The organism is Blautia luti, assembly GCF_033096465.1.
GTDB lineage: Bacteria > Bacillota > Clostridia > Lachnospirales > Lachnospiraceae > Blautia_A > Blautia_A luti.
Genome location: NZ_AP028156.1, coordinates 1,974,276 through 1,989,639, shown reverse-complemented (window position 1 = coordinate 1,989,639; position 15,364 = coordinate 1,974,276). Strand labels below are relative to the sequence as shown.

13 protein-coding genes are annotated in these 15,364 nt (G+C 38.8%); all 13 read left to right on the top strand.

Going from position 1 to position 15,364, the window contains the following annotated elements; all coding sequences use genetic code 11:
* The first annotated feature begins 44 nt into the window (after positions 1-44).
* The 13 genes from R8695_RS09400 to R8695_RS09340 all read left to right on the top strand — a co-directional run bounded on the left by R8695_RS09400 (position 45) and on the right by R8695_RS09340 (position 15,356).
* Positions 45-1,361: an AAA family ATPase gene (locus tag R8695_RS09400; protein WP_154780316.1), complete on the top strand. Its 1,317-nt coding sequence runs from the start codon at positions 45-47 to the stop codon at positions 1,359-1,361.
* 3 nt (positions 1,362-1,364) lie between these two features.
* Entirely contained in the window at positions 1,365-2,042 is a 678-nt protein-coding gene (locus R8695_RS09395) for an HNH endonuclease family protein (RefSeq protein WP_154780317.1), read from the top strand.
* Between the two features lie 54 nt (positions 2,043-2,096).
* The gene (locus tag R8695_RS09390) at positions 2,097-3,137 is read left to right on the top strand and encodes a hypothetical protein (RefSeq protein ID WP_154780318.1); all 1,041 of its coding nucleotides are present in this window, start codon (positions 2,097-2,099) and stop codon (positions 3,135-3,137) included.
* A gap of 211 nt (positions 3,138-3,348) precedes the next feature.
* A complete protein-coding gene (gene pglZ / locus R8695_RS09385; RefSeq protein WP_154780319.1) occupies positions 3,349-5,895 on the top strand; it encodes a BREX-1 system phosphatase PglZ type A in 2,547 nt (848 codons plus the stop codon).
* 11 nt (positions 5,896-5,906) lie between these two features.
* Entirely contained in the window at positions 5,907-6,914 is a 1,008-nt protein-coding gene (locus R8695_RS09380) for a hypothetical protein (protein WP_154780320.1), read from the top strand.
* Between the two features lie 13 nt (positions 6,915-6,927).
* Positions 6,928-9,006 carry a protease Lon-related BREX system protein BrxL gene (gene brxL / locus R8695_RS09375; RefSeq protein ID WP_154780321.1) on the top strand — a complete coding sequence of 693 codons (2,079 nt, stop codon included), beginning with the start codon at positions 6,928-6,930 and terminating at the stop codon, positions 9,004-9,006.
* 66 nt (positions 9,007-9,072) lie between these two features.
* The gene (locus tag R8695_RS09370; protein WP_154780322.1) at positions 9,073-10,140 is read left to right on the top strand and encodes a leucine-rich repeat domain-containing protein; all 1,068 of its coding nucleotides are present in this window, start codon (positions 9,073-9,075) and stop codon (positions 10,138-10,140) included.
* A gap of 81 nt (positions 10,141-10,221) precedes the next feature.
* The gene (locus R8695_RS09365) at positions 10,222-10,731 is read left to right on the top strand and encodes a hypothetical protein (protein WP_154780323.1); all 510 of its coding nucleotides are present in this window, start codon (positions 10,222-10,224) and stop codon (positions 10,729-10,731) included.
* Positions 10,731-12,029, top strand: coding sequence for a serine/threonine-protein kinase (locus R8695_RS09360; RefSeq protein WP_154780324.1), 1,299 nt, complete (start codon positions 10,731-10,733; stop codon positions 12,027-12,029). The genes R8695_RS09365 and R8695_RS09360 overlap by 1 nt, the downstream gene beginning before the upstream one ends.
* Positions 12,030-12,043: 14 nt before the next feature.
* Entirely contained in the window at positions 12,044-12,658 is a 615-nt protein-coding gene (locus tag R8695_RS09355; protein WP_154780325.1) for a hypothetical protein, read from the top strand.
* A 13-nt stretch (positions 12,659-12,671) separates the two neighbouring features.
* The gene (locus R8695_RS09350) at positions 12,672-13,472 is read left to right on the top strand and encodes a vWA domain-containing protein (RefSeq protein WP_154780326.1); all 801 of its coding nucleotides are present in this window, start codon (positions 12,672-12,674) and stop codon (positions 13,470-13,472) included.
* 16 nt (positions 13,473-13,488) lie between these two features.
* Positions 13,489-14,322, top strand: a complete 834-nt coding sequence (locus tag R8695_RS09345) for a PP2C family serine/threonine-protein phosphatase (protein WP_167515472.1) — start codon at positions 13,489-13,491, stop codon at positions 14,320-14,322.
* Between the two features lie 14 nt (positions 14,323-14,336).
* Positions 14,337-15,356 (top strand): transglutaminase domain-containing protein, encoded by a 1,020-nt coding sequence (locus tag R8695_RS09340; RefSeq protein ID WP_154780328.1) that lies wholly within the window; start codon positions 14,337-14,339, stop codon positions 15,354-15,356.
* Positions 15,357-15,364: the final 8 nt, after the last annotated feature.

The following is a 15,364-nucleotide window of genomic DNA, read 5'->3' as shown; positions in this document are numbered from 1 at the left end:
TTAATGGGTTGAAATTCATGATAGAAATAGTAAGGTGATGTTGAATGAAGTTAAAAAAAATTAAGATTTCAAATTACAGATGCTTCCAAGAATCGGAGGTTGATTTTGATGACCATATAACACTGGTAGTTGGTAAGAATGGAGCAGGTAAGACTGCGATATTGGATGCAGTAGCTGTCTCGGTCAGTACCTTTCTATTAGGGATAGATGGTGGCGTCAGTAGAAGTATCTTAAAGGATGATGCCAGATATGAGTTTCATGATTTAAACGGAACGATTGATCCGCAGCACCAGTTTCCGGTAATTATTGAGAGTACTGGTGATTGTTTGGAACAGAAAAATGTGAAGTGGATTCGTTCTTTGAACTCTGAAAGTGGCAAGACAACCATCAAAGATGCGGGTGAATTGACAGGACTCGCGAAGAAAGCACAGAACCAGATCATGACAGGAGATAAATCTCTCGTACTTCCTTTGATCTCTTATTATGGAACGGGACGTTTATATGCACAGAAGAAAGAAAAGAGAAATCTGAAATCTTTAACGGAGTTTAAACGTCAGGTTGGCTACGTGGATTGTATGGCAGCAGAGTCAAATGAAAAGTTGATGCTGAACTGGTTCCAGATGCAGACAATGAAAAGCCTTCAGGAACAACAGAAGACAGGTATATTGGAAAGACCACTGCTTCTGAGAACAGTAGAAAAAGCAATCTGCAGAAGTTTTGAGAGAATCAGCGGTGCACGAAATGCCAGCCTTATCTTCGATCTTGATACTCATAGACTGGTATTGGAATTTGAATCCGCAGATGGAAATGCACAGAAATTCGCAATGGATGAAATGAGCGATGGATATAAGAACACACTTAGCATGATTGGTGATATTGCCTATCGCATGGCAGTGTTAAATCCGATACTTGGCGAGCAAGTACTGGAAAAAACACCAGGCGTTGTACTGATAGATGAAATAGATTTACATTTGCATCCGCAGTGGCAGCAGACAATTCTGAGCGATCTCCATGCAATTTTCCCGGAAGTTCAGTTTGTTGTCAGTTCTCATGCTCCAGCAGTTATTAATTCTGTTCCAAGAGAGCAGATTCGTATTTTAGATTCTGGAGAAATTTATATGCCTGTGGCACAGACTTATGGAAGAGATGCTAATTCCATATTACGTGAGGTTATGAATGTATCAGAACGTCCGGCTGACATTAAGCAGCGTATGGATTTATTCTATGCGTATATGAATGAGAATAATTACAAAGAAGCAGATAAGGTTTTGACGGAGATCGAGGCGATTGTTGGAACAACAGATCCGGATATCGCAGCTGCAAGGACATCTCTGGATTTGGAGAGAATATTGGGAGAATAGTGTATGATCGTTATAAAAAGAGGAAAAGAACCCAATAGTCTTCTGAAATTCCGTAAAGAAAATCCGGATGCGGATTATGAGTCTGATATGCCTACAGATGTGTTAAAAGACATCCGGGAACAGATGTGGGAAGAACAGAGATGCCTGTGTGCATATTGTATGAAGAAGATTGAGGCTCCAAGTGTTGTGAGAATTGAACATTGCAGGCCGAGACATCCACAGGATGAGCAGGAACATGATAAAAAGGCAACGCTGGATTTTAAATGGATGCTTGGCGTGTGCTATGGAAACAGTTTGGTGCGAGGTGTGAAACCAGAAGATAAAACCTGTGATGCACACAGGGGCAATATAGAGCTTACTGTGAATCCGTTTGATGAAATGTCTGTCAGAAAAATTAAGTATAAAGCGGATGGAAGCATTTATTCGGATGATGCGGATATCAATAAAGACGTGACAGAAACATTGAATTTGAATTGCCAGGCACTTTCGTTACCACAGACACGGAAAAATGTTTTGATGGCAGAGAAGAATAGAATCATGAGAAAATGCAAAGGCAAATCACAAGATGCATTTATACATGAACTGGAACGCACTTATGCGAGTCTTGTGCAGGAAAGAAATTTAACTCCGTATTGCGGAATTATCATTTCCTGGCTTGAGTGCAAATTGAAGATATCATAAAGATAAATTCAAAGGAAAGCTAGCAGATAAATAAAAAGGAACAAAGGTAAAATTGTGAAAATTATTATAAGTAACTCAATAGTGCAAGGTATATTTATTGCAGTCGCTGCGGGAGCAATCATGTTCTTTGCAAAATATTTAGTGCGAGTAATTTGCCCGATTAGAAAAAGTAAAGTTTTTTCTTCATTTAAGTATGATGAACAAATGTTAGAAGATGGAACTTATGTGTTAGAAGAAAATAAAGAATATAAAGAATTTTTTTGTGGAACGGTTGCACATTGTATTTATCGAAATATATCCTCACATAATATAGGTGTAAATAAGGCATTGGTGGTTATAGATAAAATATCTTCAAGAGGTTATAAAAGAGTAGACATTATTTGTCATTATGCAAATGGATTGATGCATTTTTATATAATTAATAATGGTAATATCGATTGTTATGATTTGAATGTGAAAATTTTTTCTAAAGGTTGCACGGAAAATGACCTTAAGGAATTATTGGGTGAGAAATTCTGTGAAAATTATAATATATCCGAACTTAAGTCGGGTGAAATTTTTAAACTTGGATCGTGGAAACCAAATAAAGATTGTTTTATAAAAAAATACATAGAAGATAACTGGTTAGTTTTTTGGGGAACTGTATATAGTGAGGGAGAAGAACTGATTTCAGAGTTGTATTTGGGTACACTTTTAATTTCGGGAGATAAATTCAATTATAGTTTTTGCCAAGGTGGTACAGCAGATGTTGAAAGTGGTGCAATTCTTCTAGAAAATATGGAGAAAGAACCGCAAAAATTTGAAATCAATCTTCAGCATTCATTGGGTGCGAATAGTGACAAACACCTTCAGATAGCGATTTATCCAAAAGAATCCTGTCAGGTTAAGTACCATTTTGAAATTTATACAGATACTTTGGTAAAAAAATGTAAATCAGATATTGGACAAGCTCATATAGATGTTCCGATATACAATACGGATGGAAAATTTTTCTTTACTTTAAGAGAGTGGTTAATGGATAATAAAATTGAACACTATTATTTGAACGATAACAGAATATTGCAGAAACAAGTTTTAGCATTTCCACCAAAATAAAATTATGTTGGTTAGATAATAAAAATATTTAAAAAAGTTCTTTTTGATGGGGCGAAGACTGGATACAGAATTGCAATAATTTATATAAATTCATGTGTAACTATTAGCTTACAAACGAAAAGTAGTAGTAAGATATTTAATAGTTTAAGTACTGACGTTATAAGACATACATTTTACTTACAAATAAAAGTAATGAGGAGGGGAGAAGTTAATGGACTTACAAAACATACAAGATCAGTTAAATACTGAGTTTTCCAAAGAAGATACTCGTATTATATTCTGGTTTGATGATAAAGGGGAATACGAAGACGAGGTATCAGAATTGCAACTGGATAACGCCAAATTACATATCCTGGATGGTACGAACTGGTTTTATTCCAAATGGTTATTAAATGAATCAGATACAGAGAACAAGTATCTTGTATATGCACCATTTCCAAAACCAAGTGATGCAGAAAATCCATTGGCAGATATGTATTATTACTCGGTTCCGTATTATACGGACCGAGTATCCCAGATGTCACAGGAAATAGGAATTGATAACCGTTTTAAAGAACATCTGGCACAGTACAGTAACTTTTGGAAAAACAAGACTCGTATTGAGAAATTTAAAGAGCTTGGCATAGACCATTTCAATGTGGAAACTATTGATATTGGTCTTATTGCTGTGCTTACAGATGTGAAGACTCCAAACTTTGAAGAAATTACAAGACAGTTATTATTAAACGACAGCGAAGCATACATGAAAATACTTGAGGATAATGGACTTTTAGAAAAGTTCTGGGAATTATGTGAGAAGCATTTTGGATATCAGTCTGAAAATCCGAACATGGATGACCTGGCTGCATGTATGCTGTTGACGTATGCATCAGTAGCATTGAAAGATACATTGCCAGCTGTTTTGCAATCGTATGTATTGAAAAAGAAGAATGATGTGGTCGTATTTGTCCGTAATCTGATGGACAATGTGCTTTATCAGGATGCGTATGATGTATTATCAGAAAAAGTCGACAAGACATTACGAGTAGTAAGCAGAATCCGGGATGAACTGAAAAAGGATGCGAACAAATCAAAGGATCAGTCCGCACAGCTTTTGGACATTGCAAATTGTGATGCGTTCAGAGAATTGGATAATATCTTAATTGCCTGGGTACTGGATCAGTTGAATGATGAGATCCTGGATGCTCAGATTGATGGCATGAACCTTGCACAGATCGCAGAGCAGCGAACTGCAAAGTCCTGTCATTTTGGAAATGTATATAAAAACGAATATCAGGCAATCAAATATGCTTATCAGATGATGAAGGCAATATCTGTTCTGGAAGTGACCAGCGATATCAAGGCTATGGTGGAAGATTATCAGAAACAGACATATTTGATTGATTCTTATTATAGATGGTTTTACAGTGCCTATGACTGTATAGAAGATGCAGAGAGATTTTCCAAGGTAAGAGAACGGATTGAGAATATGTATTCCTTTACTTATCTGCAGAAAGTAACACCGAAGTGGAATCAGGAACTGACAGATAATCTGATGGCTGACACCGGATTAAAACGTCAGGAAGACTTTTATCGCAATTACCTGAAGGCTTATGAAGGAAAGAATCGTGTCATTGTTATTATTTCTGATGCATTCCGATATGAGTGTGCAAAGGAATTGATGGAACGACTGGAACTGGATGAGAAGTGCACACCGAAACTGGAATGTATGATTAGCGGACTACCATCTGTAACATCAGTGGGAATGGCAAGTCTTTTACCACATAAGGAATTACAGGTAGATGATAAGTTGAATGTCACAGTAAACAGACAGAGTTGCAGTGATCTTGCATCCAGAGATAAAATCTTAAAAGCACAGAATGAAAATAATGTGGCATTAGCTTTTGACGAAGTAGCAAGTGCTAATAAAGAGAAAATCCGAGAATTGTTGCAGAAGAAAAATATCGTATATATTTATCACAATCAGGTGGATGCCCGTGGTGATAAGACTGCCAGTGAAAATGAAGTATTTACAGCGTGTTCAGAAGCAATTGAAGAGATTCATAAGCTAATCAAGAAACTGACCAGCTATATATCAGCGCCGAAATTCTTTATTACAACAGACCATGGCTTCCTGTATAAGAGAGACAAGCTGCATGAATTTGATAAGGTATCCTATGACCGGGAAATCTGTACATATTCCAATAAACGGTTCCTGCTTACAACACAGAAAGTAAACGAACCGGGAATGAAGTCTAGATTAATGACATACATGAACAACTTGTATGTGACAACACCGATTGGAGCAGATATTTTTAAAGTAGCTGGTGGCGGACAGAATTATGTGCATGGTGGTTCTTCACTTCAGGAAATGCTGATTCCGGTAATTGAGTTGACAACAAATACTAGAGCGGTTGCATATGATTACGTAGATGTGATTCTGACCTCTGTGAACCGAAAAGTAACGAATCTGATTACTTACTTTGATTTTATCCAGACAGAGAAAGTGACTGATACCGTGAAAGCAAGAAGTCTGGTGGCATACTTTACGACAGAAGCGGGAGAAAAGATATCTTTTGATGTGCCGATTGTGGCAAACAGCCGGGAAGATGCACCAGAGAAGAGAACATTCCATGAGAAATTTACACTGAAGTCCAGAGAATATAAGTATGGTGATAAGTATTATCTGGTACTGGCTGATGCGAACGATGAGAAGAATATTCTACAGCAGTATGAATTTATGATTGATATTGCATTTGTGGATGATTTTGGGTTTTAGGAGGATGGATAGTGGAAAGAACATATGATTTAGAAGTATATGCAATAGTATTGGGAGCTCAGGAATCTTTACTACAAATACAGATGCCATATAGTTTTGAATTAAAGAAGATGAAACTTTCAGATACACTTATAAAGGATGAAATATTAAATGCCAGAGGTCAAGTAGATGAAAAATATATTTCAAGTGATTTATCGAGTGATGGAGATCCGGAATTTATATTTATAGAAAAAAGAATAACGGAGTCAATATCTGTTGGATTACTTACATCAAAAATAGAAGAAGTGTTTGAAAATATAGTGCATAAAATAAATTTAGAAATGATTCGTGTTATCCAAGCTTTACATGTTGTTCAAGATGGTAATATCGAAGTAGCAGAAAAATTTTTCTTTTTCCATAGCAAACAAGGAATAATGAATGTTAATTTGCGCAAGAAGCTGAGTATAGATGAACCGATTAGTGTGTATGACGATTTTTATAATTGGAATAATGATAATGCTGAACTTTTCAGAAAACTTGTGGATTTTCCGGAAGATTTTTATGAAAAAATGAAAGTCATTTTTGGCAGATTTGAAAGGGGATATAGTACATCGAAAATTGATGATGCATATAAAAATTTGGTTACATTATCGGAAATGATTCTAATAGGTTATAATTCAGATGATAGACAAAAAGCAAAAAAACAAAAATTTGCAAATCGTTTAGCTGCATCTATTGCAACAGATGATGATGCGCAAAATGTGTATGATGATGCAATTAGAATATATAAAGACAGATCTGACGAAACTCACGAGGGAAAGAATGAAAATATTACTCAGCAAGAATTAAAAATATTAAGAAATTATGTGCGGAGATTGTTGCTAAATTATCTTGATTTTTGTTATGACAAGTATAAATTAGAACATATTTTAGAATATGATGTCTGGAGGAAAAATTATATTTTAAAGTTGATATCTATAGTCGAAAGATTAAAAGAAGATGGGTATTTGAACAGCAGTGCAAGGGAAAGTGACAATTAAAGAGGATAAGAAGATGGAAGAGTTTAGCAGTGTACAAGAAAATACAACAGAAGACAAGCGAGAAGAAATAAAACAGAAACTTCGTCAATACTATGACGGTCGTATAGTACGGAAGGATTTAACAAAATCCATCCGTGAAGGGGCTAATGTTCCGGTCTATGTACTGGAATATCTCCTTGGACAGTACTGTAATTCCGATGATGAAGAGATCATTGAAGAGGGAGTAGAGAACGTAAAGCGTATTTTGAGAGATAACTATGTGCGTCCGGATGAGGCACAGAAGATTCTCTCTCTTTTGCGTGAAAGAGGCAGCTATACAGTAATTGACCGTATTACAGTTGTGCTGAATACAAAGGAAGACCGCTATGAAGCTACCTTCTCTAATCTAGGTGTAAAAGGAATTCCGATTCATCCGGATTATGTGAAAGATTATGACAGGCTGCTCTGTGGTGGTATCTGGTGTATTCTGCAGATGGAGTATGAATTTATTGAGGAAGATAAGAAGAATACACAGCCAATCCGTATTCGTAAGCTGACACCAATCCAGATGCCACATGTGGATATGGATGAAGTGAGAAATGGAAGAAAAGCATTTACAAAAGAGGAATGGATGGATATCCTGCTTCGCTCTACGGGATTGGAGCCTGAAAGCTTTAGTGAGAGAGCAAAATGGTTGTTGATTGCACGTATGATCCCACTTGTAGAGAATAACTTCAATCTTTGTGAATTGGGACCACGTTCTACTGGTAAATCTTACATATATGAGCAGATTTCTCCAAACAGTATTCTGGTTGCCGGAGGACAGACAACCGTTGCCAACCTCTTCTACAATATGTCCAACCATACCGTAGGTCTTGTAGGTATGTGGGACTGTGTGGCTTTTGATGAGGTTGCCGGTATTAAATTCAAAGATAAAGACGGTATCCAGATCATGAAAGGATACATGGCATCCGGAGCATTTTCACGAGGAAAAGCAGAGATTCAGGCAAAGGCTTCTATGGTATTTGTAGGAAATATCAATCAGAGCGTAGATACTCTTTTAAAGACTTCTAGCTTATTTGATCCATTCCCACCAGAAATGGGAACAGATACAGCATTCCTGGATCGTATGCATTGTTATATTCCTGGCTGGGAGATTCCGAAATATAGACCGGCTTCCTTTACCAACGATTATGGATTTATCACAGATTATCTGTCTGAATTTATGCGTGAACTTCGTAAGGACAGCTACAGTGACCTGATGGACAAGTATTTCCGTCTTGGAAACAACCTGAATCAGCGTGATACCATTGCGGTTCGTAAGATGATTTCTGGATTTACGAAACTGTTGTATCCAGATGGAGAGGTAACAAAAGAAGAATTACGTGAGATTGTGGAGATTTCACTGGAACTTCGTCGCAGAGTAAAAGAACAGCTGAAGAAGATTGGCGGCATGGAGTTCTATGATGTAAACTTCTCTTATACAGATAATGACAGTTTTGAGGAGCATTATGTTTCCGTTCCAGAGCAGGGTGGCGGCAAGCTGATTCCAGAAGGCATGGGAAAGCCAGGATCTGTCTATACCGTTTCCAAATCAAAGACAGGTATGATCGGATGCTATATGCTGGAAACACAGATGATGCCTGGTAATGGAAAGCTGACCTGTACTGGTATTGGATCAGGAAAAGAGCCGAAAGAGGCAACCAATACAGCATTTAATTATCTGAAAGCCAATGGAAACCGTATTTCCGGTCAGATCAGTACCACAACAAAGGACTATATTATCAACTATCAGGATATGCAGGGCATTGGAATGACAGGAAATCTGGCATTGCCGACATTGATTGCGATTTGTTCCGCAGCACTTGGAAAGACACCATTGAACAGCCTTGCAATTCTAGGTGAAATTAGTATTGGTGGCACCTTGATTAAGGTTGATGAGCTGGCAAGTACCCTGCAAGTATGTCTGAACAGTGGAGCAAAGAAAGTATTATTGCCAATTACTTCCGCAGGAGATCTTGGAACTGTACCATCTGATCTGGTGGGGGCATTTAGCCTAATTTTCTATTCTTCCGCAGAAGAAGCAGTATTTAAAGCACTTGGTGTGGAATAAGGCTTGAGAACAGTACAAAAGCAGATAAGAAGGTGATGGGTTATTTTTGAACAGGATTTTGAAGAGATGCTTACGAGACACCAGGCATCTCTGGACGATAGAAAGAAATTTACTGCATTGGTAAAAGACTTATTTCCAGATCAGGCGAAGAATGTCAATTTATTGCTGATGGCATATAACATGGGAATTGCACAGGATATCCAGAGTGCCTCCCATATCAATAATACCTTTGCTTTCCGCTATGTGAAGCAGCTTATGGACGATTTTGGCATGAGCCGTGTCAATGCAGACTGGATTGTATCCATATGGTGTTCCTGCTATGGAGGAAGAGTGCTGGGAAAAGCCTGTGACATTTCCATACAGAAGCAGGGAAACGGACCGGCAATTCAGGGAGAACAGTCATCTTCTGGCAGATCTTATGGAGATCTTTTTACATATGAGAAAAGCCGTAGGGGAAAAGGTCTTGCAGTGACTGGATTCCGTGGGGATAAGAACAAGACGATTATTTTCCAGAACAGATCTGGGAATATGCCGGTAGTGGAGATTGCAGATGATAGCTTCAGCAATTCTCCGACAGAGGAAGCCATTCTGACAGAAGGAATAGCGTATATTGGACGGAATGCTTTTTCTGGATGCAACAAACTACATCAGGTGGTATTGCCGATTAGTATCGAGGAGATTGAAGATTCAGCCTTTGAAAACTGTAGCAGTCTCAAATCAATCTCATTGCCGATGGCATTGAAGACAATCGGAGACGCTACATTGAAAGGAACAGGCTTGCGGACCATCGAGATTCCGAAGAGTGTGTTCTGGTTAGGCGATGGACTGGTGGCAGATTGTCAGTCAATGGAGCATGTGACGATTCCAGAGAATATAGGAAGAATCCCGGATCGTATGTTTGAAGGCTGTACGAGTCTGAAAAAAGTGGAGTTACATGAAAAACTGGGAGCAATCGGTGAACGTGCATTTTTCGGCTGTAGTTCTTTGGATTTCATTGTAATTCCGGACAGTGTAAAGCAGATCGGGCAGGACGCATTTACCAATACAGACAAGCAGTTTATTATTCAATGTTCTTTTGGGTCTTATGCAGAAGAATATGCAAGAAAGAACAAATTTAAATATCAGCTGGTATAGCATGAGTTTCAGATTGTCGCCTGCTATGCGACAACGAAAGAGAAGATTTACGGTATATTGACTGGGTAAAGAGGTGAGAGGATGGGACTTTTTGATGCACTATTTGGAAATCGGAACCAGATTCCTACGGTGACAACGATTTTGCCGGATGCAGCGAGACAGGAGATCATTGCAGGCAGACTTCCAATTTTAAACACAGACAAACTGTTCCTGAAACGTGGAGAAAAGATTCACTTTATTGATAAGGCAATCAATATGGAGCAGAAAACAGTGAAAGAGTTCCGTCATGTGGGAGGAAGTGCCCCAGGATTATTTGATGGAACCAGATGGAGTTCCGGAAGAGGAAGAACGGTCGAGCATACAGAACTTGTGCAGCACCGGGGAATTCTATACATAACGAATCAAAGGATTGTGTTTCAGGCAACGGAATGGGGATTTGACAAGACTTATCGTTATCTGACCGCAATTACTCCATACAGCAATGCCTGCGAGATGCAGTTTGGAAATAAATCCTATTGCATGATCGTGGCGGATGGCAGTGTAGTAAATCAGGTATTGCAGTTGATCAAACAAAGGAGGCAGATACCATAATGGAAGGACAATTAAAAAATGGAACAATACTCACTTCAGAAAGTGGAAATAAATATGAGGTAGTCAGTCTCCTGGGAGCCGGTGGACAGGGAGAAGTCTATGATGTGAAATGTGGCAGCAGTCATTATGCTCTGAAATGGTACTTTAAAGGCAGTGCGACCGAGCGTCAGAAAAAGATTCTGGAAACAATCATTGTCAAAGGTTCACCGGATGAAAGTTTTCTCTGGCCTATGGAGCTGATTGTGCCGGCGAAAAGTGATCTGTATGGTTATATCATGCCTCTTCGACCAAAAAATTATAAAAGTATCGTGGATCTGATGAAGAAACGTGTGAATCCATCTTTTTATACACTGTGCAGAACTGCTTTTAATCTGACCAGAGGCTACCAGAAACTGCACGCCATGGGAGCCAAGTATCAGGATATTTCTTTCGGAAACTTATTTTTTAATCCGGATAATGGAGATGTATTGATTTGTGACAATGACAACGTATCCTTTGATAACAGTAAGCCAGGTGGAGTTCTTGGTACACCGGGATTTATGGCACCAGAGATTGTAAGAGGAGAAAAACGACCATCCAAAGATACAGACCGATATTCACTTTCCGTGCTACTGTTCTATCTTTTTATGGTAAATCATCCACTGGAAGGAAAACTGGAAGCAAGTATTCGATGTATGGATATGGCTGCCAGAGTGAAGCTGTATGGTACAGATCCAGTATTTATCTTTGATCCGAATAATAAGACGAACAGACCGGTAAAAGGAATTCATGATAATGCAACGATTTACTGGCCACTGTATCCGGAAAAATTGCGTCAGATGTTTACTAAAGCATTTACAGTCGGACTGAATGAGCCGAGCAAACGTATTACGGAGCCGGAATGGATGACGTTATTCTCTAACATGATGAGCGGAATGTTACAGTGTTCCTGCGGTGCTCAGCTTTTCTATGATGAGAATCTGGAAGCAAAGGGTGTGGCACATACTTGTTGGAACTGCGGAAAGACAGTACAAGTACCAAATAAGATTATCATTGGAAAGAACCGAGTGCTGTTACATCAGAATACAAAGCTGTTACATCATCATGTTTACGATGATTTTGATATGGATACCGTAGTAGGTTCAGTGGTTCAGAATCCGAAGAACCCGGCACTTTGGGGAATTCGGAATGAAGATAAAGTGAACTGGACTTATCAGAAAGCAGATGGTACACAAATTCCGGTTGCACCAGGAAGAACAGCTGGAATTGCAAAAGGTGTTAAGATTTTGTTTCCAGAGTCAATAGGGGAGTTTAACTAAGGGGGAAACGGGGTATGAAAGCAAAAGATATAACTTATAGAGATGTTTACCATAGAATTTGTTTTATTTCGGCGGGTAAAAACTATCAAAAAGTAACGCAGCAATTACCAGATCATGAAAATGGAAACGGGGTATTGGCGTATGGATATGTGGATCATCAAGCGGGATTAACTTATGAAATACTCACATGTGCTAAACTCACAGATGAAGGACTTACATCATATAGCGGAGATAATACCATTTCAGCAAAATATCGTTCTGCTTCAGTAAAAGATTGCGATTTGTTTATTGTAAAAGACTGTAAAGGATTTGAGTTTAGACATTTAGATAAAATAGCTAAAATAAAAATTGGATATAAATACAGTGATGGAGTAGAAATCACTAGAGGACTTTCAGTTTTGGATGGTTGCAGAAATAGTGAGTTTCCAGATGATATTCTGGTAATGTTGCTTCATGGCGGCCGTAGACCTGAAGGATGCTGGGTTCGATGTGAAGGGATAAAGAATGGACAACTAGTTGGCATGCTTTTAACTGAACCAGATGCAGCTTTTGGAGTTCATGTAGGAGATATGATCCAATTCACTGTCGTAGATCGAAATGAAAACTATATGTGTATAGCTGAAGTATGAAGGAGGAAAAGTCATGGAAGTATTACAGAGACCGGGTGGAGAATTAGCAACAAGACCGATTCATTTCTTTTGGGTAGTAGATTGTTCTGGATCTATGTATGGAGAAAAAATTGGAATCGTAAACAATACGATTCAGGAGTGCATACCGGAAATGCGCTCTGCAGCGGACAATAATCCAAATGCACAGCTTCTGATCCGTGCATTACAGTTCTCATCAGGAGCAAGCTGGATTACATCCAGTCCAGTGCCAGTAGAGGATTATGGATGGGAAGATATGGATGCCAATGGACTGACAGAACTTGGAAAAGCATTTGATCTTCTGGCAGCACAGTTAAGTATTCCACCAATGCCGGAGAGAGCATTACCACCGGTTATTGTGCTTCTTTCAGACGGACAGCCGACAGATGATTATAAAAAGAGTATGGAGAAGTTGAAAAAGCTTCCTTGGTTTAGAAAAGCAGTGAAGATTGCAATTTCTATTGGACAAGATGCAGACGATGAGGTTCTTATTGAATTTACTGGAAATAAAGAGCTTGTATTGCAGGCAAACAATGCAACAGCTCTTGCAAAAATGATTAAATGGGCATCTACCACAGCTTCTATGGTATCCGCACCATCAAGTAAGCCAATGAATTCGGTTGCAGCATCTACACCTGCAGCATCCGTATCCACGCCTGCAGCTGCATCAGGAGCTTCCGTAGCATCTGTACCGGCAGATGATCCGTTTGCACCGGCAAACAATGGGGCACCACTGGTACTTGATATGAGTAATATTCCAAATCCAGATGATTTTGATGAAGGAGCTGTCTGGTAAGAAGAGGAGGAGTCGGATGAAACGCTATATATGTGACGAAATCGTCAAGGGTGCGACTCACGTAAGAAACCAAATGCCTTGCCAGGATAATAAACGAATTGTAGAGATTTCAGATAAAATTGCAATCATCGCAGTTGCAGACGGACATGGAAGTTCTAAATGTCCAAGAAGTGATAGAGGTTCCATGATTGCTGTTAATTCTTTCTATGAAGTCATGAAGAACTACCTGAAAGTTTATGGAGAAGATGAAGCAGGACTTTCTAATCTGATTACTTTCCTTAACCGGGAAGGGGATATGCGGTTTGCCCAGGATGTATGTGAAGAGTGGCAGGCAAGAGTGAAACAGTCTTTTTATAAAAATAAAGTAGATGGAATGACCGATGAAGATGGAAATATCAAGTGGTCGTCTGTATTTTCATTGTATGGAACGACACTGCTTGGAATGCTGGTGACTGACAGTTTTGTTTTTTCTTTCCAGATCGGAGATGGTGATATCAGTGTTGTGACAAAAGATGAAGTGGCACCGCTGGTGGAACCAGAGAAATTCCTTGGAACAGAGACACATTCCCTTTCAAAACCGGATGCCTGGAGAAAAGCTGTGGCATCGGTGCGGAGACGGGAAATGGAAAGCAAAGAGCCATATATGTACATTCTTTCTACAGATGGATTTGCAAATAGTTATACTTCTGATGAAGAGTATCAGAAGACATGTAAGGATTATCTGCAGATGATTCAAGAGCATGGAGCTGAGACAGTACAGGCAAATCTGAAGAACTGGCTGACAGAGACCAGTGAACTCGGGTGTGGAGATGATATCACGGTAGTGATGGTGTATTTTACAGGAGAGTAAGGGAGTCACAGGAAATGATTGTAGACCGCTATTATTATCATCAACTGAATAAACAAGAGCAGGCGATCTATAAGGCATTTTATAAAGGTGTAATGTCACATCAGGAGATTATTCCAATTCCGGTGCGTGGAGAATTTAGCCAGGAGAGTTCTGAGCGTATATTCATGGCAATGACGAGGGATAATCCATTGATTTATTTCTTGAATCAATCCGCTTGTAGCACTGCCAGTGATATGTTTGGACGTCTTGCGATATGTCCTCAGTATTTTTTTACGAAAGAGAAGGTAAAAGAATATAATCGTAAAATTGAAAAAGTAGTAAATGAACTGGCAGGACAGCTGCATTTGCTGGAATGTAATGATTATGAAAAAGAACTTCGGGTGCACGACTGGATTTGTCAGAATGTTGAATATGATTACGAAGGAACTGATAAGGATAAAGTATCCAGAGTGATTGCTTCACACAATATTCTCGGTGTTTTTGCACATCATAAAGCTCAGTGCGAAGGGATTGCTAAAGCAGTAAAAGTTCTTTTAAATGCAGTCGATGTGAAGTGTATCGTTGTAACTGGTGATTCAATAAAAAGCGGACAGTGCGTGCCGCATGCATGGAATATTGTGGATATTGATGGAGAACCCTATCAGTTAGATGCTACCTGGGATATAGGTGCAACAGGGCAGAATAAGCAGTCCATGATATATAATTATTTTAATCTGACAGATGAATTAATAAATCGGGATCACAAAGCGGACAGCAGTTTGCCAGCATGTAGAAGTAAGAAAGCAAATTATTTTGTTCAGAGAGGATGTTCCTTTCGGATGAGACATCGACTTATGGCATATATAGACAGGTTGATTGACAACAATGAACGGATATATGAATTTCGCGCAGAAGGCAGACTAAATAAAGTTGCCATAGAGAAGGAAGTAGCTGATCACATTGTACAGAAATTATATGAGCAGGGAAGAGATAGTGTCGGGATAAGAACATGCTCCAACAAAGAACTTGGAATATATCGAATGGAAATATCTTAAAGAGGTTA